This is a genomic window from Acinetobacter sp. AR2-3, from assembly GCF_001878775.1.
Classification (GTDB): Bacteria; Pseudomonadota; Gammaproteobacteria; order Pseudomonadales; family Moraxellaceae; genus Acinetobacter; species Acinetobacter lwoffii_D.
The window spans coordinates 97,974-120,222 of the sequence record NZ_MJIQ01000032.1 but is presented as its reverse complement, the minus strand read 5'-3'; the positions used below and the strand labels follow the sequence as shown (position 1 = coordinate 120,222).

The 22,249-nt window shown below is 44.6% G+C and carries 19 protein-coding genes; 8 read left to right on the top strand and 11 right to left on the bottom strand.

Annotation, left to right across the window (positions count from 1 at the left end):
* Positions 1-296: 296 nt before the first annotated feature.
* The 5 genes from BFN00_RS04790 to BFN00_RS04770 all read right to left on the bottom strand — a co-directional run bounded on the left by BFN00_RS04790 (position 297) and on the right by BFN00_RS04770 (position 6,581).
* Entirely contained in the window at positions 297-1,004 is a 708-nt protein-coding gene (locus BFN00_RS04790) for a GntR family transcriptional regulator (RefSeq protein WP_071850617.1), read from the bottom strand.
* A 12-nt stretch (positions 1,005-1,016) separates the two neighbouring features.
* A complete protein-coding gene (uca, locus tag BFN00_RS04785; protein ID WP_071850616.1) occupies positions 1,017-4,616 on the bottom strand; it encodes an urea carboxylase in 3,600 nt (1,199 codons plus the stop codon).
* Between the two features lie 67 nt (positions 4,617-4,683).
* Positions 4,684-4,947: a hypothetical protein gene (locus tag BFN00_RS04780; protein ID WP_071850615.1), complete on the bottom strand. Its 264-nt coding sequence runs from the start codon at positions 4,945-4,947 to the stop codon at positions 4,684-4,686.
* Positions 4,948-5,306: 359 nt separating this feature from the next.
* Positions 5,307-5,897 (bottom strand): hypothetical protein, encoded by a 591-nt coding sequence (locus BFN00_RS04775; RefSeq protein WP_071850614.1) that lies wholly within the window; start codon positions 5,895-5,897, stop codon positions 5,307-5,309.
* Positions 5,898-6,098: 201 nt separating this feature from the next.
* Complete coding sequence (locus BFN00_RS04770) at positions 6,099-6,581, bottom strand: VOC family protein (protein ID WP_171260763.1); 483 nt, start codon at positions 6,579-6,581, stop codon at positions 6,099-6,101.
* Between the two features lie 443 nt (positions 6,582-7,024).
* Between BFN00_RS04770 and BFN00_RS04765 the strand changes: the two genes are divergently transcribed.
* The gene (locus tag BFN00_RS04765; protein WP_071850612.1) at positions 7,025-7,606 is read left to right on the top strand and encodes a 5-formyltetrahydrofolate cyclo-ligase; all 582 of its coding nucleotides are present in this window, start codon (positions 7,025-7,027) and stop codon (positions 7,604-7,606) included.
* Positions 7,607-7,753: 147 nt separating this feature from the next.
* On the top strand, positions 7,754-10,180 hold the full coding sequence (gene lon / locus BFN00_RS04760; RefSeq protein WP_071850611.1) for an endopeptidase La: 2,427 nt from the start codon (positions 7,754-7,756) through the stop codon (positions 10,178-10,180).
* Between the two features lie 72 nt (positions 10,181-10,252).
* On the opposite strand, the gene BFN00_RS04755 is transcribed toward lon, so the two are convergent.
* Entirely contained in the window at positions 10,253-11,185 is a 933-nt protein-coding gene (locus BFN00_RS04755) for a M28 family peptidase (protein ID WP_082180552.1), read from the bottom strand.
* A gap of 167 nt (positions 11,186-11,352) precedes the next feature.
* On the opposite strand from BFN00_RS04755, the gene rlmH reads away from it, so the two are divergent.
* From rlmH to BFN00_RS04740, 3 genes are all read left to right on the top strand, one after another.
* Positions 11,353-11,835: a 23S rRNA (pseudouridine(1915)-N(3))-methyltransferase RlmH gene (gene rlmH / locus BFN00_RS04750; RefSeq protein ID WP_004646335.1), complete on the top strand. Its 483-nt coding sequence runs from the start codon at positions 11,353-11,355 to the stop codon at positions 11,833-11,835.
* Positions 11,836-11,945: 110 nt separating this feature from the next.
* Entirely contained in the window at positions 11,946-12,722 is a 777-nt protein-coding gene (locus tag BFN00_RS04745; protein ID WP_005246927.1) for a DODA-type extradiol aromatic ring-opening family dioxygenase, read from the top strand.
* Positions 12,723-12,849: 127 nt separating this feature from the next.
* A complete protein-coding gene (locus BFN00_RS04740) occupies positions 12,850-13,623 on the top strand; it encodes an META and DUF4377 domain-containing protein (RefSeq protein WP_071850609.1) in 774 nt (257 codons plus the stop codon).
* Between the two features lie 70 nt (positions 13,624-13,693).
* Here the strand turns inward: BFN00_RS04740 and gdhA are convergent, their stop codons facing one another.
* The gene (gene gdhA / locus BFN00_RS04735) at positions 13,694-15,037 is read right to left on the bottom strand and encodes an NADP-specific glutamate dehydrogenase (protein ID WP_004646331.1); all 1,344 of its coding nucleotides are present in this window, start codon (positions 15,035-15,037) and stop codon (positions 13,694-13,696) included.
* A gap of 349 nt (positions 15,038-15,386) precedes the next feature.
* On the opposite strand from gdhA, the gene BFN00_RS04730 reads away from it, so the two are divergent.
* Both BFN00_RS04730 and nth read left to right on the top strand, forming a co-directional pair.
* The gene (locus BFN00_RS04730; RefSeq protein ID WP_071850608.1) at positions 15,387-16,178 is read left to right on the top strand and encodes an RnfABCDGE type electron transport complex subunit B; all 792 of its coding nucleotides are present in this window, start codon (positions 15,387-15,389) and stop codon (positions 16,176-16,178) included.
* Positions 16,179-16,181: 3 nt separating this feature from the next.
* Positions 16,182-16,895: an endonuclease III gene (gene nth, locus BFN00_RS04725; RefSeq protein ID WP_005246932.1), complete on the top strand. Its 714-nt coding sequence runs from the start codon at positions 16,182-16,184 to the stop codon at positions 16,893-16,895.
* 116 nt (positions 16,896-17,011) lie between these two features.
* Here nth and BFN00_RS04720 read toward each other — a convergent pair whose 3' ends face one another.
* The 4 genes from BFN00_RS04720 to BFN00_RS04705 all read right to left on the bottom strand — a co-directional run bounded on the left by BFN00_RS04720 (position 17,012) and on the right by BFN00_RS04705 (position 19,959).
* Positions 17,012-17,224, bottom strand: a complete 213-nt coding sequence (locus BFN00_RS04720; protein WP_071850607.1) for a hypothetical protein — start codon at positions 17,222-17,224, stop codon at positions 17,012-17,014.
* Between the two features lie 99 nt (positions 17,225-17,323).
* On the bottom strand, positions 17,324-17,983 hold the full coding sequence (adk, locus tag BFN00_RS04715) for an adenylate kinase (protein WP_005262314.1): 660 nt from the start codon (positions 17,981-17,983) through the stop codon (positions 17,324-17,326).
* A 75-nt stretch (positions 17,984-18,058) separates the two neighbouring features.
* Entirely contained in the window at positions 18,059-19,375 is a 1,317-nt protein-coding gene (locus BFN00_RS04710; protein WP_071850606.1) for a DUF445 domain-containing protein, read from the bottom strand.
* Between the two features lie 65 nt (positions 19,376-19,440).
* Positions 19,441-19,959: a hypothetical protein gene (locus tag BFN00_RS04705; RefSeq protein WP_004646328.1), complete on the bottom strand. Its 519-nt coding sequence runs from the start codon at positions 19,957-19,959 to the stop codon at positions 19,441-19,443.
* A 238-nt stretch (positions 19,960-20,197) separates the two neighbouring features.
* Between BFN00_RS04705 and mrdA the strand changes: the two genes are divergently transcribed.
* Positions 20,198-22,249 carry a penicillin-binding protein 2 gene (gene mrdA / locus BFN00_RS04700; RefSeq protein WP_071850605.1) on the top strand — a complete coding sequence of 684 codons (2,052 nt, stop codon included), beginning with the start codon at positions 20,198-20,200 and terminating at the stop codon, positions 22,247-22,249.

The window sequence follows — 22,249 nt, the reverse complement described above, 5'->3', positions numbered from 1 at the left end:
TACCTGTAAGTAAAAGTTGAATAGGCTGATGAAGCATTTTTATCTCTTGTTATTATCATCCTCAACTTACTTTAAAAAACAATTTGAGATGCCACTAGCGGGTTCTTGTTTTTTCTGGTTATGAATTGTTTATCAATTTTGAGTCAGGTCTGATGTTTTTCTTGTTGTAAAAAGCAGTTTATATCTTTAAATGAAATAATGCCAAGCCATTCAGTCTGTGCTTAGCGTAATTTCTAAAGTTAGTTCTATATTTTGATCTAGTCTGTATTTCTTAAAGCTCATGCATCATGACTAACTTACGCAGGACTAGAGGACAACATTTCTAGCGTAATTTTTTTCACCTCATTACGACTGTGCCGGATATGGGCATCTAATATAGAGAGACAGAACGCTGCATCTTGTGCAAGCAGCGCTTTTAAAATCTGTTGATGTTCGGCATAGGTAGCTGTAACCCGATAATCCTTGGAAAAATCCAGACGGCGTATGATGCGAATTTTCTCGCTGATCTCACTGTGAATTTTCGCCATTTCCGCATTGCCGGCTGCAAATACCAAATGACAATGAAATGCTTCATCTTGTGCGGATAACTTTCTGAGATCATAGAGATACTGTTCTGGCTTGATACACCAGGTTTGAATCAAAATTTCCAGAGCGGCTTTCAACTGATCTTCAGGCATCTGACAAAGTTGTTCGACTGCATAACATTCCAGCAAAATTCGCAGATCATATAACTCCTCATAGGCTTTAAAATTCAGTGGCCGAACCTGCCAGCCACTTCTAAACTGCACCTCGACATAGCCTTCCTGCTGCAGACGATATAAGGCTTGCCGAATGGGTGTACGGCTTACGGCATAGCTTTCAGCAATTTCTGATTCGGTAAACCGTTCTCCCGGCATGAGTTTAAAGTCAAAAATGTCATTTTTAATTTTCTGGAAAACCAGCTCAGACAGATTGTCTGAGCTTTTTCCGGTCGCTTTAGTGGCTGTATTAGGGACAAGGGTCATAGGCTCAATCCATTACTCCATATAAACCAGCGGTTCACCGCTATGCACGGTCTGACCTGAACGGCAGATAATGGCTTTGACAATGCCATCATCGTCAGCATAGACCGGCAGCTCCATTTTCATGGCCTCGATGATGGCCACCGTGTCGCCTTTTTTCACAATCTGCCCGGCTTCTACAAAAATCTTCCAGATATTGCCGGTCATAGAGGCGTTGAGAGGGACATACTGGCTGTAATCGGTATCATCCTGCAGCACTTCTATTTCTACAGGTGCATCAAAATCGTCTTTCCAGCGTTCCACCTCCGCACTAAAAGCAGCTTGCTGCTGTGCTTTAAAAGCAGCAATACTGTCCTGTTCTGCAGCAAGGAAATCCTGATATGCTGCAAAGTCAAACTTACATTCCTCAATTTTAATTTCTGCCCGACCATGGGCGAAATCAGCACGGAACTGATCCAGTTCGGCCTCAGTGACCTCATAATATTTAATCTGGTCAAAAAAGCGTAAGAACCATTGCTGATCGCCAAACTGCTTGTTCTTTTTAAACTTATTCCAGATCGGTACGGTACGGCCAATCAACTGATAGCCACCCGGTGAGTCCATGCCATAAATACACATATACATGCCACCAATCCCGACTGTACCTTCAGCGGTAGAAGTACGGGCCGGATTATATTTGGAACTCAGTAAACGGTGGCGCGGATCAATGGGCACTGCACAAGGTGCAGTCAGATATACATCACCTAGCCCTAAAATCAGATAATTGGCATCAAAAATAATGTCTTTAACTTGCTGACGAGTGTTTAGACCATTAATTCGCTGAATAAAATCGACATTATTCGGTAGCCATGGGGCCTTGGCACAGACACTTTCCTGATAACGCTCAACCGCACCCAGAGTCGCTGAGTCCTCAAAGGCCATGGGTAAATGGATAATTCTTGAAGGTATTTTAATGTCACGTAAATCACCCATCTGTTCTTCAAGACCAAGCAGGAAGTGAATCAGTTGCTGCTGGCTCAAACGCAGACCATCATATTTAATCTGCAAGGATCGCACACCAGGTGATAATTCCAGGATACCGTCAAGATCAGCTTCACGGATCAGTTGCATCAAGCGGTGTACGCGCAGGCGTAGGGCCAAATCCAGTACGTTATCACCGTATTCCAGCAAGATATAACTGTCACCTGCCTGACGATATACAGCTTTTGGTGCATCTGGCGTAGCTTCACGCAATGCCAGGATACTTTCTGCCTGAACTGTAACGATTTCAGCCTCGCTGGTTATCTCTGCCTTGGCAAAGTTTTGGAGGGTTTGAATTTGCTGCCGCTCCAGCGCATTGGCCTGCTTTACCGAGATTGGATAGAAGCTAATCGTGTCATCGGCTTTCAGTTGACCAATTTTCCAGAGTTCAGCTTTGGCAATGGTCACCGGACACACAAAGCCACCCAGGCTCGGACCATCTTTGGCAAGAATTACGGGGAAATCACCGGTAAAGTTAATCGCACCAATGGCATATTCACAGTCATGTACATTGGATGGATGCAGACCCGCTTCACCGCCATTTTCACGCGCCCAGCTTGGCGTCGGTCCGGTTAAACGGATACCCAATCGGTTCGAGTTAAAATGCACTTTCCAGCTTGATGCAAAAAACTCCTCAATATATTCAGCTTTAAAGAAATCAGGAGCGCCATGCGGACCATAGAGCACACCAATTTTCCATTCCTTGCCATAACTTGGAATCAGATCTGTTGCCAAAACTTCAGGTTCTGCAATCGCTAAAGGTAGACCATCGGCCGGCAGCTCAGGATTCACCATCTTAATCATGTCACCAGCCCGTAACACTCGGCCTGCATGTCCACCAAAATTACCTAAAGCAAAGGTAGAACGGCTACCCAGATATTCCGGCACATTCAGACCATTTCGTACAGCCAGGTAGGTCCGGCATCCAGATTCAACCTGTCCAATTTTTAGGGTTTGGCCTGCTTTTACCTGAACAGGCTGCCAGAAATTTACTGCTTCATCATCCAGACTTACCGGACAAGGTGCGCCAGTTAAAGCAATGATATTTTCTGCATGAAATTTGAGGATTGGACCTTGCAGGGTAAATTCAAACCCGGCGGCGGCCTCGACATTCCCAACAATTTTATTGGCCAGCCGGAAAGCATAATCATCCATTGGGCCTGAAGGCGGTACACCAATATCCCAATACCCGACACGACCCGGATAATCCTGAATGGAACTTTGTGTACCCGGCTGAATCACCTCAATCACATTCGGCACATATTTGAAATCATCCAGCATGCGTGTCCAGATTTGCATTTGCTCAAAACGCGGATCTGAAATAACAGTATGCACATAATCCAGATTGGTACTAATACCATTCAGGCGAGTTTCAGCTAAAGCTGATTTAAGCGTATGAATGGCAGTATCACGATCTTCAGCATGCACAATAATCTTGGCAATCATCGGGTCAAAGTATTGGGAAATTTCAGTTCCGGTACTCACCCAGGTATCAACCCGGACATTTTCCGGAAAAAAGACATCGGTCAAAATCCCTGGACTCGGCTGGAAATTCTTAACTGGATCTTCGGCATAGATGCGTACTTCAATCGCTGCACCTTGAGGCTGAATACTGCTTAGATGCTTCCAATCCAGAGTATCACCTGCTGCAACTTTCAACATGCATTCAATCAGGTCTAAACCGGTCACCATTTCAGTCACCGGATGCTCCACCTGCAAACGGGTATTCACTTCAAGGAAATAAAACTCGTCACGTGCTGCATCGTAAATAAACTCAACCGTACCGGCACTGCGATATTCCACCGATTTGCCCAGTTCAACTGCCGCCTGATACAATTTTTGACGGGTTGCTTCAGGTAACTGTGCCGCTGGTGTTTCTTCCACAACCTTCTGATTACGGCGCTGCAGTGAACAGTCGCGTTCGCCCAAAGCCACTACCTGTCCCTGTCCATCTCCAAAAATCTGAACTTCGACATGACGGGCCCGACCGATAAAGCACTCTAAAAATACTCCGGCATCTTTAAAGAACTGTTCGCCCAGACGTTTTACACTTTCATAGGCCTCCTGAAGTGCTTCTGCATTATCACAACGGGTCAAGCCAATTCCGCCACCGCCTGCTGTGCTTTTAAGCATAACCGGATAGCCAATTTTTTCAGCTTCAGTTAAGGCTTCATCCAGACTATTTAGCAGACCTGTACCGGGAGTCATGGGTACATTGACAGCTGCGGCAAGTTCACGCGCCCTGTGTTTTAAGCCGAATTCCAGAATCTGCTCCGGTGTTGGCCCCATGAAAGCAATATTATTTGCTTCGCAGGCACGGGCAAAGTCAGCACTTTCTGACAGAAAACCATAACCTGGGAAAATTGCTTCGGCCCCGGTATTCTTGGCTGCGGCAATCAGCTTTTCAATACTTAAATAGGTATCACTCGGTTTGGTACCTTCTAAGGACACTGCAATATCTGCATCAATCACATGCTGTGCATAACGGTCCGTTTCTGAATAGACGGCTATACTGGTTATACCCATTTTTTTTAATGTGCGAATGGCACGAACAGCAATTTCGCCGCGATTTGCAATCAGTACAGTTTTAAACATGTGAATCCCCTTTTATTCTCTCTATTTTTTGAATCTGCTGAATGGGTCTATTTCGTTGTTTTCTGATTCAGCTGCTGTATATAAAGCCGCTATCGACTATGTTCGCTGCTCTGTGTCGTAGCCTTTGATACATACCGTCCGCAAATACAGCTTTTTTAAATGCATCGTTTTTTGCTTGAAGAGGTGCAGCATTCGCAACCGGAATCCAGACAAGTTCACCCACCTCAACATGGGTAGTGCGTTGAGCAAGATGATTCAGTTGAAGATGTTTTGGCTGATCGGCATCGCGCCATTTTCGGACTGTCCAGCCGATCATTTTCTGATGAAGCATTCTGTATCCATTCTTGTATCCAAGTTTGAATACAGTTATGCAGAACTTATGCCAGTTTAATTTTCTATATTATTTTCAATATTTTAATAAAATTTAAGATGTATAAATTAGGGAGAATTTCGTTAGATGATTGTTTTTGGTTCAGGCTGTTTTCAATTCAGTGCAAAAATTATTCTGGAACTCATATTGCATGATCTGCATTATTTCAACTTTTGCAATACTCATATAAAAGCCCATCTGTTGATGAGCTTCTAAGTGAACTATTTTATTTGTAGCTTAGGACAGTCATAAAAATTGAGTGTATTAAATATCCGAATTGAAAGGTTGAATCAGTGTGCATTTGTCATTGCGGTGATTCATTACTTCACAGGAATCATTAAGTGCTGATAAGGCGTCCCAGACCACATGACATAGGGCACAGCGGTATCCGGTTGCGTATGCTTAGGATACATATCATAGAAACGAGCTTCAGCACCGACGATCATGACATGGGGACCCGTTTTGACCCAATGATTGCCCGCAGTAGGCTTCTTGGCATAGGGATCGACATTACTGGCATCCGTACCACCTGCCAGCATATACATAAAGCCTACTTTCCCGACTGTGGGCGGTTTATGTCCCATCCAGGCCTCTGCCCATTCTAGAGCGGCCTGATCCATACACATTGGGTCTGGACCTGGCGTAGTCGGATTATCAGGCATACAGGTAAACCCATTATTGCCCTTGCGCAAGGTACGCATTTTGCCATCTGCACCGACAGCGACAATCGTGGCCGCAGCGGCTACTTTTTTAGGTGCGGCAGTCATGGCACTTGCAATGGCTTTCTTATCGGCGGCAGAGGAAGCTGCACCTGAGCTAGCTTTGCCCGACATGGGCGGTTCAACGGCTAAAGCGGCAGGTGCAGACAGGGCGACCCATCCCGCCATAAACAGTAATTGAGGAAAATTCATGGCACATTCTCCTTGAATCATCATGAAGAAATTGGATTTAGGTTCAAATCAAGTTGGATTGATCTGAAATTTTTGTAACGGATCCTTATAGAGTTGAGGGATAATTTAAGTTGATAAAAAGAAAGGAGAAGATTTAACTATTGCAGTGAAATTGCGCTACACAGCAATATCAACTCGAATGAAAGACAATATCTTTGGCGCTTAACCATGAAATGCCGCTTCGATCACGGAGATGTCAATTTTTTTCATGGTCATCATCGCATTAAATGCGCGCTTGGCCGCAGCGCGGTCAAGACTGTTACAGGCGTTGATGAGGACCACTGGCGTAATCTGCCAGGAAATGCCCCACTTGTCTTTACACCATCCACACTCACTTTCCTGACCACCATTGCCAATAATGGCATTCCAGTAACGGTCTGTTTCTTCTTGGTCTTCAGTCGCCACCTGAAATGAAAATGCTTCATTGTGTTGAAAGTCAGGGCCACCATTCAGTCCAATGCAGGCAACGCCCATCACCGTAAATTCAACGGTGATAACATCGCCTTCTTTTCCGGAGGGATAATCTCCGGGTGCAAGATTGATCGCGCCAACTGAGGAGTCTGGAAAGGTTTCTGCATAAAATCGTGCTGCACCTTCGGCATCGTCATCGTACCAAAGGCAGATGGTGTTCTTCGCAATATTCATCATGTTCAATCTCCATTGATTTAGGTCTTACACGCTCTGCCTAAGCACAATGTGTTTCATATATCAGTCGAGAATAGTCATATGATCCCTTGTCTATCTTTCACCAAAAAACAGAATAAACCTACTTTAGAATTGTATTTTTCTTGATCGAAAGCTGTTTCAAAGTGCTTAAACTGATGCGTTTCCAGAGTTTGTCACTGAACGATGGATTGCTTGGAAAATCGTGAATCAAAGAAAATGAATTGACCGTTTCGAGATATTAAAAAAATTAGTGATATAAATACTTTTTTAGTTTTTTAACTTTGAGACTGCTGGCAAAATTAGCCGAAATTTAAATAAGCAGATATGGAATAATATAAAATTGCAGCTCATAATTATTTTTTACTTTTCCAGAATTCCCACTTAGACTAGAGCACAATTTTGTTGCATATGCTTTTTGCCCTATGACCATTCAGGAATTAAGAAGATACCTTCGTAAAACACGTCGTCATCTCTCTAAATTTGAGCAAAGGCAGTCCGCACAAAAAGTTCTAAACCGCCTGATCCGCAGTCCAGAATTTATTCACGCCCAACATATTGGCCTGTATTTGCATGCTTTTGGGGAGATTCAGACCCAGGCGATTATTGAACGCTGCTTTAAACTGGGCAAACAGGTGTATCTCCCAGCGATTTGCGACATGAATCAACAGCTGGTCTGGATCCGGATCACCCAGCATCAATATCATAACAAGCGCTTTGCCCATCATCGGCTGGGTATGCGAGAGCCCATGAGCACCCGTGGTGTGCATGTTTCCAACCTGGATTTATTACTCATGCCGCTATTGGCCTGTGATACTTCAGGCACACGGATTGGGATGGGCGGCGGTTTTTATGATCGTACCTTGGCTTCTGCGCCTGGGCGTCCGTTCCGTCTGGGGCTGGCACATGACTTTCAACTGCTGGCACAGCCGTTAAAACGTGAACCATGGGATCAGCCCCTTGATGCTTTAATCACCCCGACAATATTTATAAAGTTCAAACGTTAATTTTGCAATTTTATCCTTGCTAACTACTTTAAAATCACATAATTAGTCATTTTTTATACAATTTAATCTTAACTGCCCTTGTATTTTTAAAATTACCCATCACTATTAAAAGCATGGCAACACCGTTGTCACTCATTAGGAGTGCTCATGTCTGAAATTATTATGAATCAAGAAACCTTAGAGCCTCAGGTTCCAAGTGTATTACCCCTTTTGGCGCTGCGTGATGTGGTGGTTTATCCACATATGCAAATTGCGCTGTTTGTCGGTCGTGAAAAATCGATCAATGCAGTTGATGTGGCTCGTAACAGTGACAATCTAGTATTTGTAGTTGCGCAAAAAGATTCGCTTACAGAAGAAATTGATCACGACAATTTATATCAATACGGTACTGTCGCGAAGATTGTGCAAGTTGTGAATCACGAAAATGATGAAAACTGTATTAAAGTCCTGATCGAAGGCCTGCACCGTGCCAAGCTGAAAACTATCATTGACGAAACTGAGTATCTGACAGCAGAGCATGAACTCAGCCCAATGACGGTGAGCGTCGATGCAGACACCCAAGCTGTGCGCTTGCAGGAATTACGTGCGCTTTTCGCTCAATATGCAGAAGCGAAACTTCGTAATGCGCGTGAACTGATCACCGCAGCCAACAAAATTGAAGATCTATTACAGTTATTGTTCTTCGTCGCAACCCGTGTTCCCTTGAATATTGATGTCAAACAGAAATTCCTGGAACATGACGAATTCGAAGCGCATTTGACTGAGCTGATGACTTATCTATTGCAACAGTCTGAAGAACAACAGATTGAGCAAACCCTGCATGATTCTGTTAAACGTCAGATGGAAAAGAACCAGCGCGAATATTTCCTGAATGAAAAAATGAAAGTCATTCAGCGCGAGCTTTCTGATATGAATGGTGGTGCGGAAGACGATGTCGCTGAAATTGAAAAACGTCTGGCTGAAGCAGATTTGCCTGAGCATGTACGCAAGAAAGCTGAAAACGAGTTCCGCAAGCTGAAAGCGATGCAGCCTGCTTCGAGTGAAGCTGCTGTGGTACGTAACTATCTGGAAGTCATTCTGGATACACCATGGAATAAAGCCAGCAAAGTCAGCATTAACCTGAACAAAGCACAGGAAATTCTGGATGCAGACCACTATGGTCTGGACGATGTCAAAGATCGCATTGTGGAATATCTGGCAGTTCAGTCTCGTGTGAAAAAATTGCGTGGTCCGATTCTATGCTTGGTTGGTCCTCCAGGTGTTGGTAAAACTTCACTCGGTGAATCGATTGCCAAAGCAACTGGTCGTGAGTTCGTGCGTATGGCGCTGGGCGGCGTACGTGATGAAGCTGAAATTCGCGGTCACCGTCGTACCTATATCGGTGCGATGCCAGGTAAAATTGTACAGTCATTGACTAAAGTGGGCGTAAAAAACCCGTTGTTCCTGCTCGATGAAATCGATAAGATGGCGCAAGACTACCGTGGTGATCCTGCTTCTGCGATGCTTGAAGTACTAGATCCATCACAAAACAGCAAGTTCAGTGATCATTACTTGGATCTGGATCTGGACCTGTCTGAAGTGATGTTTATCTGTACCGCAAACAGTATGAACATTCCTGAGGCGCTGCTGGACCGTATGGAAGTGATTCGTCTTCCGGGTTATACCGAAGAAGAGAAAGTCAATATTGCGGACCGTTACCTTGTTCCTAAAGCCATCAAGAACAATGGTCTACGTGCTAAAGAGTTGACCGTGCATGAAGAAGCAATTCGTGACATCGTGCGTCGTTATACCCGTGAAGCCGGTGTTCGTAACCTTGAACGTGAAGTGTCAAAAATTGCACGTAAAGTGGTGAAAGAGGCTGTTAGCAAGAAATCTAAAAACCTTCAGGTTGAAGTGACCGCAGCGAATCTTCCAGAATACTTAGGTCCACATAAATTTGACTACGGTATGGCGGAAGAAGAAGCGCAAATTGGCCGTGTAAATGGTCTGGCTTGGACTTCTGTCGGCGGTGAATTACTGACCATTGAAGTTGCAGCAGTCCCAGGTAAAGGCAAGTTCATTACCACCGGTTCTCTTGGCGATGTCATGAAAGAATCGATTACCGCTGCGATGACTGTAGTGCGTACCCGTGCGGATGAACTCGGCATCGAAGCCTCGCGCTTTGAAGAAACCGACGTGCATGTGCATTTACCTGAAGGCGCAACACCGAAAGATGGTCCATCGGCAGGTTTGGCTTTGACTACAGCATTGGTATCTGCTTTCACGGGTATCCCGATTCGTCCGGATATCGCGATGACAGGTGAAACCAGTCTGGGCGGTCGTGCGCTGCGTATCGGTGGCTTGAAAGAGAAACTTTTGGCAGCCCATCGTGGTGGCATCAAGCTGGTATTCATTCCACAGGAAAACGTACGTGACCTGGCGGAAATTCCAGAAAATGTCAAAGAAGGTCTAGAAATTAAAGCCGTAAAATCGATTGATGAGATTTTACCGCTGGCACTGACCTCTTTGCCAAAAGCCTTGGTTAAAGCACCAATTGTGAAAACCAAAGAAGAAGCGAAAGCAGCGCGTCATTAAGACTTGATGTTTCGTATAAAAAACCCTGCTTCGGCAGGGTTTTTTATTGAGTTATTGAATAAAACAACTGAATTATGGCTGTAGTGCCATCGTAACCAATCCATCAATCACATGAGTCATCTTGTTCAGATCAAGCTTGTCTAAAGTATCCAATTCGGTATTGTAATAAGGATTACGATAATTCGCAGTATCGGTAATCAACATGGTCGAATAGTTGAATTTGGCATAATTCAGATAGCCAGAGAAATTCATATCCTGAGCAAAACTTGGGCTAACAAAGCGTTGACACTCCAGACGGTTAAAACGCTGCATGGCATCACAATAATCTCCAGTCAGGCCAGTTGAGGCTAAATGCCCAATCGCGGCAATAAAGTTACCATGTCGTGGATAAATCCACTTTAATCCCACCGGATAGCTCTGAACCTGATGTTCATCAAAATAACCAATCGAATCCAGAATCACCACTCCCTTAATTTTCTGCTTCTGCTTTTTTAAAGACTTGGCATGCATATAACTGCCCATATGTTCTGTCTTGAAAAAAGGCGGCTCTTCTAGCGTATAGAAAGCAAATTCGACATCATGTTTGAGCTTGGATTTTTGCAGGGCCAGTAATCTTGCAGTTTCCAGTAAACCCGCTACCCCTGAGGCATTATTATCAGCACCGTTTCGGGTACTAAAGACATCATAGTGTGCCCCCATCACTATTTTGGTTTTGGCTTGAGTATCCAAACTACAGATGACATTTCGGTAGCTCAGGTTATTGACCACATAAACCTGAAACTGGCATGGAATGCCAAAGCGCTGCATCTGCCCTTTAATCCAGGCAGATACCCGATTCAGCTCTTTCAGATTTTTATAATTTCGGTATTCATCGACACTCATGATCTGGCTAAAAAATAATTCCAGATGAGAGACCTGAGCATTTTTGCTCGAATTGGCTGCACAGAGACTAGGCCCCATGAGGCCTATCAGTAACAGCAGCACAGTACAACATCCTTTTATCATGACACTGTTCCGCATTTATTATTATTCCATTCCTTTATCAAGCGGATACTTGAACTAAGGACATTAAAGCAACACTAAATCTCTCATTTCAATTTCAATTTGTTTCCCTGCTCAACTTCATGTTGTTTGATCGTTATAATGAGGTATCCAATTATTGATCTGTCTGTATGAAAATCCGTATCCTGACCATTGGTCAAAAAATGCCAGCGTGGGTGCTGACTGGTTTTGAAGATTATTTCAAACGTATTCAGCCTTTTGTACAGACCCAGATTATTGAACTGCCGATGGCCAAGCGCGGGAAAAATGATTCTGAAGCGGATATTCTGAAATACCGCAATATTGAGGGCGACAGCATTTTAAATGCGCTCAAGCAGAATGAAACCCTGATTGCACTAGAAGTGGGCGGACGCGAATTCAGTACCGAAAAACTGGCTGAAACCATGAAAGGCTGGATGCTGGAAGGCAATGATGTAGCACTTGCGATTGGCGGGCCGGATGGTCACTCGGAAGCCGTGCGTAAAGCTGCTGCATGGCACTGGTCACTTTCCAAGTTAACCCTGCCGCATCCACTGGTACGTGTCATGCTGATCGAGCAGCTTTATCGTGCCATGAGCATCAATAACAACCATCCTTATCACCGAGCAGGCTAATGATTTTGCTGAAGCGTTCTTTATATGCAACGTTTTGTTGAATAATCTCTTCTGCTCTTATTTCTATTTTTCATGCATTATTGAGGCATCTTCCAGATGTGGTTTGACTTATGAACTTACAAACGTTGCCAGGCTTATTTATTTCTCATGGCTCTCCTATGCTGGCGCTGAATCCTGAGCAAGTGGGTCCTGCCTTGCATCGTTTGAGCGAAAATCTGCCACGCCCGGAAGCGATTATTGTGATGTCTGCGCACTGGGAAAGTGAGGCGCTGGAAGTCAGTAGCGCAATTCGCCCAGAAACTTGGCATGATTTTCGTGGTTTCCCGCCTGAACTTTATCAATTACGCTACCCTGCACCGGGAAATCCTGAATTGGCCGAGAAAGTCTTAGGCTTGCTGGCCAATGCCGGCTTTTCTGCACATGCCAACAGTACCCGTCCGCGTGATCATGGTGTATGGATGCCGCTGCTACATATGTATCCAGATGCCAACATTCCCGTGGTAGAAATTTCCTTACCCATGTCGATGAGTGCGGATGAGATTTATCAGATTGGTCAAAGTCTCGCACCTTTACGTGAACAGCAAATCCTGCTGATTGGTTCGGGCAGTATTACCCATAATTTACGTGAACTGTCTTGGGATGGATCGGCTGCTGATGTACCCGAATGGGCCTCAGGCTTCCGTAATTTTGTGGTGCATAAACTGACGCACAATGATTATGATGCTGTACTGGACTGGTCCAATATTCCGCATATGGCACGGAATCATCCAACGCTGGAACATTTTGCTCCGATTTTCTTTGCGATGGGCACAGGTCAGCGTTTTAGTCTGGTACATAGCAGTTTCACCATGGGTTCACTCGGTATGGATATTTACCGCTTCGATTAATCTTGCTTCAGCGCTAAAATCTTAATGATGGATACATTTTGCAACTCAAAGCTGCGAAATGTATCCATATTTTTTTGCAATACATCCATTATTATTGTTTGAACTTTATATACTTCATTATAAGTCCATGAAATTAAAATTTATTGTACTGGCATTATTGCCTTTAACTTTTGCAGGCTGTCAGTCCAGTGATATTCAACGAGCTGGAGATCTTGCGGTGGCCACCATCCAACAAAAAAATGCAGATCAGATTCTTCCAGCCTATTACTGGGAACTGAATCGTGGACTAGAACGACCCGTTGTACTGAGTTTCAACGCTCAAGGCCGGCTGAGCGCCGTGACGGGCTGTAATGGACTCGGGACGACCTGGTCAGTCAAAAACAATATCATCACCACCAGCGAAGTTATAGGCACTGAAATGGCCTGTGATGCAGCATTGATGGAGCAGGAACGTTTTGTCAGCCAACTTTTACAGAAGCGTGACATTCCTTTTATGCTCAATGTAACAGATCCTAACAAGCCGACCCTGACGTTGATGGCCGCAAATGGTCAAACCTATGAATTTATCGGGAAAATGACTCCGGAAACCAAATACCAAGGACAGGCTGAAACAATTTTTCTGGAAATTGCTCCTGACACTAAACCCTGTACCGGCGTGGTCCAACAAAGTTGCTTGCAAGTCAAAGAAGTGAAATATGATCAGAATGGCCTGAAAACTCAGGTGGATAAGGACTGGACTTTATTCTATGACCAGATCGAAGGTTTTCAGCATTCACAGAATGAGCGGCAGATTATTCGGGTCAAACGTTTTGAAATTAAGCATCCGGCAGCTGATCAATCGAAATATGCCTATATTTTTGATATGGCGGTTGAGCGTGAAATAGTTAAGGGTGCTCTTTAAGGCTAAAAATACCAGATATAAAAAAACCGGGGCAACAGCCCCGGTTTTTTCAGCTTAGACTAAGTCAGACTTAGAATACGCCTTGAGCAAGCATTGCATCAGCAACTTTTACGAAGCCAGCAATGTTCGCACCGTCAACATAGTTCACAGTACCGTCTTCTTTAGTACCGAATTTCACACAGTTACGGTGAATTTCTTTCATGATTGCGTGTAAACGCTCATCAACTTCTTCGAAAGTCCAGCCTAAACGCAATGCGTTTTGAGACATTTCCAGACCAGAAGTTGCCACACCACCTGCATTTGATGCTTTACCTGGCGCATAAAGAATTTTCGCTTCAACGAATTTCTCAACCGCTTCAAGCGTAGAAGGCATGTTCGCACCTTCAGCCACACAGATTACACCGTTTGCAAGAAGCTGAGCAGCGTCGTCTGCATCAAGTTCGTTTTGAGTCGCACATGGCAATGCGATATCACACTTGATACCCCAAGGACGTTGTCCTTCAAGATATTCGAAACCATGTTTAGATGCGAATTCTGAAATACGGCCACGTTTTACATTTTTAAGTTCCATGACTTCAGCAAGAAGCGCCTCAGTGAAACCGTCTTTAACGTGAACTGTACCGGCAGAGTCAGAAAGTGAAACCACTTTCGCACCGAGGTACATTGCTTTTTCAGCAGCATATTGCGCAACGTTACCAGAACCTGAAATCGCAACGACTTTATCTTTGAAGCTTTCGCCACGAGACTTAAGCATTTCCTCAGCGAAATACACAGTACCGTAACCCGTTGCTTCCGGACGTGCCAATGAACCACCGAAAGTTAAACCTTTACCAGTGAATACACATGCCGTGTCGTTACTTAATTTTTTCATCATGCCGGCCATGTAGCCCACTTCACGACCGCCTACACCAATATCACCTGCAGGGATATCTGTGTTCGCACCAAGGTGACGATACAGCTCGATCATTAAAGCCTGGCAGAAACGCATGATTTCGCCTTCTGATTTGCCTTTAGGGTCAAAATCAGAACCACCTTTACCGCCACCCATAGGAAGTGTGGTTAAAGCATTTTTAAATGTTTGCTCAAAGCCTAAGAATTTTAGGATTGAAAGATTCACTGAAGGGTGGAAACGCATACCACCTTTAAATGGACCGATCGCTGAGTTGTACTGTACGCGGAACGCACGGTTTACTTGAGTCTGACCTTGGTCATCTACCCAAGAAACTCGGAACTGGATCGCACGTTCTGGCTCAACTAGACGTTCTAGTAAACCATGTGCTGCGTATTGTGGGTTCTTTTCAATGAACGGCCACAAACTGGTCATCACTTCTTCTACAGCTTGAAGAAATTCTGGTTGATGTGCATCACGTGATTTTACGTAATCTAGGAACTCATTAAGTGTGTTGTATTTCAACGCTTAATCCTCAGCAGAAAATGGATCAAAATTGGTCAAATTTACAATCAATGTTAAATTTTGGCGCAAAATATTAAATATCTTTTGTAACTAATCTACAATACTTTTTTTGAAAATACTTTAAAATTAATTTGATAACAAATATTTATATTGATTATGAAAATTTTTTCTATGTGAGGAAATGCCAATCGAATCAAGGCTTACATTCAGATTTATGCCTAATAATAAGGCACAAGTTGACCCTTAATTGCGCACGACTTAGGAGTTTAAAAATATGTTAAAATTAATGAATCGACATATTTTGTTTCACTTACTCTCTCATGCTTGCCATGAGTAACGCTGGTTATACATGAATTCGCCCATTTCTCTGGTCCAATCGATTGACGCTTTACTCCCTCAAACCCAATGTGGACTCTGCGGTCACCGTGACGGATGTTTACCTTATGCCCAGTCGATTGCTGAGGGGGAAAATGCCAATAAATGTGTGCCGGGCGGACAGCCTGTTGCCGATGCTTTGGCTGCATTATTAAATCGTCCTAAACTTCAAGCTGAAGAAAGTGTCTGGCCAGTTCAAGCCGATGGTCGTCCTCAGCGCATCAAAGCTGTAATTCGTGAAGATGAATGTATTGGCTGTACCAAATGCATTAGCGCCTGCCCGGTCGATGCAATTATTGGTTCCGGTAAACTGATGCACACCATTCTGACCGATCTATGTACGGGCTGTGAGTTATGTATTCCCCCCTGTCCGGTAGACTGCATCGATTTGGTTGAAGATCAACAACCCTTGCCGACTGAAGCACAGCGTCTTGCGGAACAGGATGATCTGCGTCAGCGTTACTATGCGCACATCCAGCGTGAAGAAAAACGGCGTACCGATCGTAAGGGACCTGTGGTCCGTGCAGAAATTGATACTGCCCTGTTTGCCCGTTTCTCTGCTTTAAATGAGCAACTTCCTGTGATTGAAGTCGCGAGCAAGCCAGAGAATGCACCTGTAGCTTTCGATTCCAAGACCACGATTGAACTGGCAAAACTACGTACCCAAATTAAAAAACTGGAAAAACAGCTTTCGGTTCGTGAAGATGCCCGAAAACGCACCCAACTGGAAGAACTGACACAGCAATTACAGGCTTTACAGGGATAGAACATGACCACAGCAAAGGCCAAGCCCGTTAAAAACATGACCAAAAAGCAGATTCAGACCTTTTTTGAACGCCTGCGTGAACAGCGGCCTAACCCAAAAACTGAGCTGAATTATTCCAATCCCTTTGAATTACTGGTCGCGGTCACGCTCTCTGCTCAAGCTACCGATGTCAGCGTCAACAAAGCCACAGACAAACTCTTTCCAGTCGCCAATACACCGGAAGCCATTTATGCGCTAGGTGTGGACGGCTTGAAGGAATATATCAAGACCATTGGTTTATATAACTCGAAAGCGGTCAACGTGATTAAAGCCTGCGAGATGCTGATTCAGAAGCACAACAGCATCGTACCGGACAATCGTGCAGACTTAGAAGCCCTGCCGGGTGTAGGTCGTAAAACGGCGAATGTGGTACTGAATACGGCCTTTGGTCAGCCGACCATGGCGGTTGATACCCATATTTTCCGGGTAGGTAACCGTACCGGACTAGCGGTTGGCAAAAATGTGTTGGAAGTTGAACACCGTCTGGTCAAAGTCATTCCCAAGGAATTTATCATTGATTCACATCACTGGCTGATTTTACACGGTCGTTATACGTGTATTGCGCGCAAACCGAAATGTCATGAATGTGTAGTATCCGATGTGTGTAACTGGCCGGATCGGTTTGAATTTGGTGCAGCCCGCCAAATTGCAGTGAAAAATATTGAGCTTGCTGAATAGAACGGCGTGATCAAGCTGGGATAAAAATAGGTGACCAATGTGTCACCTTTTTATCGACTTTGAGAATTCTGCTTTTCGTTTAAACCAAATTCTTAGTTGAGCTGAACTATTGTGGATTATTTATCCTGATCTTGTTCAGCCTTTTCCTGCTGCTTGCGCTGTTCAAATTCAGCTTGTAATTTTGGATGAAGTTGGCGCTCAGGTCGCTTTGCTGCATTTTCAGCACGCTCTTCCTGACGTACCTTGTTGAGCATTTTAAAACTGATATAGAACAGACCTACCAATACTGCCAGAAAGACTACCATCAACACCAATACGCCAAATTTCATAGCAACAAGTACCCTGTTCAAATACGCAATAAATACGCAATAAAAAAGAGCCCTAATATGACTTAGGGCTCTCCGATTGTCAAAATCATCGTCAGCCGATTATTTTGCCTGATCCAGAATCGCGAAAAGATCAGTCTGAACTTCATCGATTGGACGTAAACCGTTTAGCTTGTCATAAGTTGGTGCATTTTCACCAGACGCTGCACGGCCTTGATAGAAACCAACCAGTTGCTCGGTTTCAGTGTGGTAAGAACCTAGACGCTTGCGAATGGTTGCTTCCTGGTCATCAGGACGCTGAACCAGATCTTCACCCGTTTCATCATCTTTACCTTCCACTTTTGGCGGGTTGTAAACGATGTGATAGACACGGCCAGATGCCGGGTGCTGACGACGGCCAGAAAGACGTTGTACGATCTCTTCATCTGGTACATCAATTTCAATCACGTGATCAATAGTGATGCCTTCATTTTCCAAAGCTTCTGCTTGAGGAATGGTACGCGGAAAACCATCAAAAATGCAGCCATTTACACAGTCAGGTTGCGCAATACGCTCTTTTACTAGACCAATGATCAACTCATCAGAAACCAAACCGCCATTGTCCATGACACTTTTAGCTTGTAGACCTAATTCAGTTCCTTCACGAATTGCAGCACGGAGCATATCACCGGTTGAAATTTGTGGGATATTGTAGCGCTTACAGATCAACTGAGCTTGTGTACCTTTACCTGCTCCAGGTGGTCCGAGTAAGATAATGCGCATATATAAACATCCTCATTTAAACAATATGTATGACGCCACGACCACAATCGCCCGATTGTGTCCCCCGGCATCTCATTATAAGAAAGCCACAAACAAATGGATTAAACCCGCGATAAAACCGGTTACCCCACCCAATAAAATCAGAATCCATTCATCTTCCTGAAATGCAGGACGTAAAAGGTTCTGAAACTCTTTCGGAGTCAACTCGCGTATGCGGTCTCTAAACATTTGATAGATTTTCTGTGCACGGCTCGCATTAAATGCTGGGTCGCATACAGGCACCATCGTAATTTCAATCGAGCGATCGATCAAGTCCGTCTTGAGTTTTGCATACTCTTTTGGTCCTAAAGACAGCTGTAAAGAGGTCCGAACCAGGGGTGTTTCCATAATTTCATTAATATGACGTTTGATAATGCGGCGGGTTTTGTCTTTTCTGCCGCCATACATCATCTCGGTCATGATCGATTTTAACGTAATCAGGTCTTCTGTGACTACACTTGCGAAGACGTCAGAGACTTCATCCTGACGTTTCATAAATGCGCCTTGTATGTTATAGGTGCCGATACGAGGAATCACCGGCTTAATCCACGGAAACTTGCGATTTGTGGTACGGGCAAAGAATTGCGGGTACTTTACTGGGTGTGGATAGAGTGGGTTGAATACCATCCAGATCGCGATCCAGTTGGTCAAAAAGCCCCAGATCGCAGCCCAGAACGGTACAGTCCAGTGCCACGGCACTACAAACCAGACAATCATCTGGAAAATCCCAAAGAACATCCCGATGAGGGCACTGATATGCCAGATAAAATTGATCTCTTTTTGACCCACCTTCAGGAACATACGCACCATCAAGCGACGGTCGCCTTCCATCTGGCTCACTACCATTTCACGCATATCTACAAGTGACTCGACGTTCATGGTCAGCTCAGTCACTAATTCACGCAAAATTGCCGGCATTTGTTTTTGTGCTTGTGCATAAATTCTGCGCTTAATAGCAAAAGGCAGGTTTTCCCAGAGCACCGCATTGCGATCCATCATGACTTCATCAATCAGATGTTCCAGTTCGAAACCGACCTGCTCGCCAATGATGCGTGCCATATCATCCGGATCCATCGCCTGTAAAAATTCGCGGATAGAGCCTAATTTTGACAGTGTGTTATCGGTAATAATGCCTGAAATACGTCCAGCTTTGCGTGGCACAATCCCTTGCCAGCCCACAGGTAATGGCCCGAGATGGAAACCCCAAAAATTGATCGGATAAAAGACCATTTTCAGCGCCATCCAGACGTGAGCCCAGGTTACAAATGCAGTCACTGGAATAATGCTGAGCACGGCCCAAAAATCCGGGCGGTTTACAAAGGTTTGCCACAACTCGTTGACGTACTCAAGCATGCATAACTTCCATATTTAATTTTTTGTTCACAGAATACACATATTAATAAGGTCGAATATTTTGTCTATAAACCGATACTTAAAGTATAGGAAAATTGTAGCCGGGGTTCTGTTTCAGCCACAGCACGACCATTTCGGTCTTCGAGTTTCTCTCCGGCACCGATCCCGATACTAAAACTGCTGATCCGTTCTGAACTAAGCAAAACATAGGCCAAATCAACGCCAGCACCTAAACGGCCTTCATATTCGCCATCAACCTGTTTGCTGTCGATATGCCCGGCATAAACCCCGACATAATAACCATTTTTATCTTTGCCGGTGAGATGTGCAGGATAACGAAAGCCTGCCTGGCCGCCAATCGTACGATCATCATCCAGAAAAACACCACCTTTCACATAAGCAATCCCATAAGGGTTTACCCATTCGGTATTTAAATGCAGTAATTTCTGGGTAAAACCCACGCCAACATTGAAGGCTTTTGCCTGAGCAGGCTCTATTTTAGTTGTAGTAGTACTTATTTGATCATGTGCATAAGCCCCGTTCGCCCACAATGCAAACGCTAACAAAGGGTAAACCTTGTTCATTCCTTCACCATCTTCCTTAATTATAGTTTTTGGTATAGTCCTATTTTTATTAGATTTTACTCTAGCAGAATTATCACAACTCTTATATACAGCACTTTACAATTTTAATGTCTGCAAAGTCAAAGCTTAAAGGAACTGATTGCAAGGACAGTTTTTCATTATCAAATCAAGTGCAGTTGCGTTAGAATACTCCACTTTGATTCTTTTCTACCACTCTCAGGTCTTAAGTCGATCGCGTATGAAGCAGCACTTTCCTTTAAAAAACGCACAACAAGAAAAGCGCATCTATCGCAGTCGAGTCTTGATTTCCATGGGGATTGTCATTTTCTTTATGCTGCTGCTGGTCAGCCGCTATGCCTATTTGCAACTGTTCAACTTTGAAAGCTTTACTACAGCTTCTGATGAGAACCGGATTCGTCTACAGCCCTTGCCGCCAGCGCGTGGTTATATTTATGACCGTAACGGCGTGTTGCTGGCCGATAACTATCCAGTATTTACTGCCACTTTAAGTCGTGCTGACGTACAGGATATCGACCAGACGCTCGAACGCCTCAAACCGATTCTGGAACTGACCGAAGAAGATCTTGAACGCTTTCAAACCCGGATTAAAACAGCGCGTAAAACCGAACGGGTTTCAATCAAGCTCAATCTGAACGAAAATGATATTGCCCGTTTTAGTGAAGTGAAATATCAGTTTCCGGGCGTGAATATTGAAACCCAGATGACCCGCTACTATCCGCATGGTGACCTGTTCGCACATGTGATTGGTTATGTCGGTCGGATTAATGACAAAGAACTGAAATCAATTGATAAGGATCTCTATGCTGGAACCAACCTGATCGGAAAAATCGGTGTGGAAAAATCCTATGAAGAGCTGCTGCATGGTGTGCCAGGAAATGAATCGGTAGAAGCAGATGCCTTTGGTAATGTGCTGCGTCATCTGGGTCGTAAAGACCCAGTGCGTGGTAATGATCTGTTCCTGTCACTGGATTACGGTTTGCAGGTGGTAGCTTCAGAACAACTGGCTGGGCGTCGTGGCGCGATTGTGGCGATGGATCCTAAAACTGGGGAAATTCTGGCGCTGGTATCTAGTCCAAGTTTTAACCCGAACCTGTTTGTGACCGGAATCAGCACCAAAGATTATTCATTCCTGCGTGATAACCTTGATCAACCTTTATATAACCGTGCGGTACAAGGAGTTTATCCACCTGGCTCTACTATCAAACCAATGTTTGCGCTCGGTGGTCTGCATCATGGGCTGGTAGACTGGGATACCACTATTTCTGATCCAGGCTATTTCAGTCTGCCGGGAGACAGTCACCGTTTCCGTGACCATAAAAAATCCGGGCATGGCGCAGTGAATATGCATAAGGCGCAGGTCGTCTCCTGTGATACCTATTTCTATGTCATGTCCTACCGGATGGGCATTGAAAAAATGAATACCTGGATGCGTCAGTTTGGCTTTGGCGAAAAAACCGGGGTGGATTTACCAAGTGAAAGCTCAGGACTGTATCCAAACCCGGAATGGAAAATGCGTACCCGCAAGGCCAAATGGTCACGTGGTGAAACCATTTCTGTCAGTATTGGTCAGGGTGCTTTTACTTCAACGCCATTACAGCTGGCTATGGCCACAGCCATTACTGCCAATCATGGCAATAAAGTCATTCCCCATGTTTTGCGTGAAAGTCGCGGTGCCAAACCGTTCAAGATGCATAATGGCACCCATGGCAAGATCGATTTTAATGGTCAGGAAGAAGACTGGATCAAGATGCGTGATGCAATGGTGGACGTAATTCAATCCGGTACAGGCCGAGGCATTAAAAGCGGCTTACAATATTCTATTGCCGGAAAAACCGGTACGGCACAGGTAAAAAGTATTGCTCAGGGCAAGCGTTATAATGAATCCTTATTGACCGATCGTCAGCTGGATCATGGTTTGTTTGTCGGTTTTGCACCTGCTGAAAATCCTGAAATTGCGATTGCAGTCATTTTGGAAAATGGTCGCGGTGGTAGTGCCGCAACGGCTCTGGCCCGTCCAATTTTTGATTACTGGTTACTGCATAAAGATAAAAATCCGGTACGCCCACAAGGCCATCAATTAAGTGGGGGTCTGATGACGGCCGGAATCAAGCCAGCTGAATTGCCAAGTGGTGCAGGGATGTTAAGTCAGGATGCAGCATCTAGTGCCGTTCCCGCCAGTGGCCAGCCCGAAATGACTGCTCCGGCTTCTGCAAATACGGCTGCATCTCCCGCAGCAACACCTGCTCCTACACCGGTAGAGCGAGACTAA

What these genes read in the sequence shown, in the direction of transcription:
- uca (WP_071850616.1), bottom strand. Translation starts at nt 4,616, where the DNA reads ATGTTTAAAACTGTACTGATTGCAAATCGCGGCGAAATTGCTGTTCGT.
- BFN00_RS04730 (WP_071850608.1), top strand. Translation starts at nt 15,387, where the DNA reads ATGAATTCGCCCATTTCTCTGGTCCAATCGATTGACGCTTTACTCCCT.
- BFN00_RS04755 (WP_082180552.1), bottom strand. Translation starts at nt 11,185, where the DNA reads ATGATAAAAGGATGTTGTACTGTGCTGCTGTTACTGATAGGCCTCATG.
- BFN00_RS04765 (WP_071850612.1), top strand. Translation starts at nt 7,025, where the DNA reads ATGACCATTCAGGAATTAAGAAGATACCTTCGTAAAACACGTCGTCAT.
- mrdA (WP_071850605.1), top strand. Translation starts at nt 20,198, where the DNA reads ATGAAGCAGCACTTTCCTTTAAAAAACGCACAACAAGAAAAGCGCATC.
- BFN00_RS04775 (WP_071850614.1), bottom strand. Translation starts at nt 5,897, where the DNA reads ATGAATTTTCCTCAATTACTGTTTATGGCGGGATGGGTCGCCCTGTCT.
- BFN00_RS04770 (WP_171260763.1), bottom strand. Translation starts at nt 6,581, where the DNA reads ATGAATATTGCGAAGAACACCATCTGCCTTTGGTACGATGACGATGCC.
- rlmH (WP_004646335.1), top strand. Translation starts at nt 11,353, where the DNA reads ATGAAAATCCGTATCCTGACCATTGGTCAAAAAATGCCAGCGTGGGTG.
- BFN00_RS04705 (WP_004646328.1), bottom strand. Translation starts at nt 19,959, where the DNA reads ATGAACAAGGTTTACCCTTTGTTAGCGTTTGCATTGTGGGCGAACGGG.
- BFN00_RS04710 (WP_071850606.1), bottom strand. Translation starts at nt 19,375, where the DNA reads ATGCTTGAGTACGTCAACGAGTTGTGGCAAACCTTTGTAAACCGCCCG.
- BFN00_RS04720 (WP_071850607.1), bottom strand. Translation starts at nt 17,224, where the DNA reads ATGAAATTTGGCGTATTGGTGTTGATGGTAGTCTTTCTGGCAGTATTG.
- BFN00_RS04740 (WP_071850609.1), top strand. Translation starts at nt 12,850, where the DNA reads ATGAAATTAAAATTTATTGTACTGGCATTATTGCCTTTAACTTTTGCA.
- lon (WP_071850611.1), top strand. Translation starts at nt 7,754, where the DNA reads ATGTCTGAAATTATTATGAATCAAGAAACCTTAGAGCCTCAGGTTCCA.
- adk (WP_005262314.1), bottom strand. Translation starts at nt 17,983, where the DNA reads ATGCGCATTATCTTACTCGGACCACCTGGAGCAGGTAAAGGTACACAA.
- BFN00_RS04790 (WP_071850617.1), bottom strand. Translation starts at nt 1,004, where the DNA reads ATGACCCTTGTCCCTAATACAGCCACTAAAGCGACCGGAAAAAGCTCA.
- BFN00_RS04780 (WP_071850615.1), bottom strand. Translation starts at nt 4,947, where the DNA reads ATGCTTCATCAGAAAATGATCGGCTGGACAGTCCGAAAATGGCGCGAT.
- BFN00_RS04745 (WP_005246927.1), top strand. Translation starts at nt 11,946, where the DNA reads ATGAACTTACAAACGTTGCCAGGCTTATTTATTTCTCATGGCTCTCCT.
- nth (WP_005246932.1), top strand. Translation starts at nt 16,182, where the DNA reads ATGACCACAGCAAAGGCCAAGCCCGTTAAAAACATGACCAAAAAGCAG.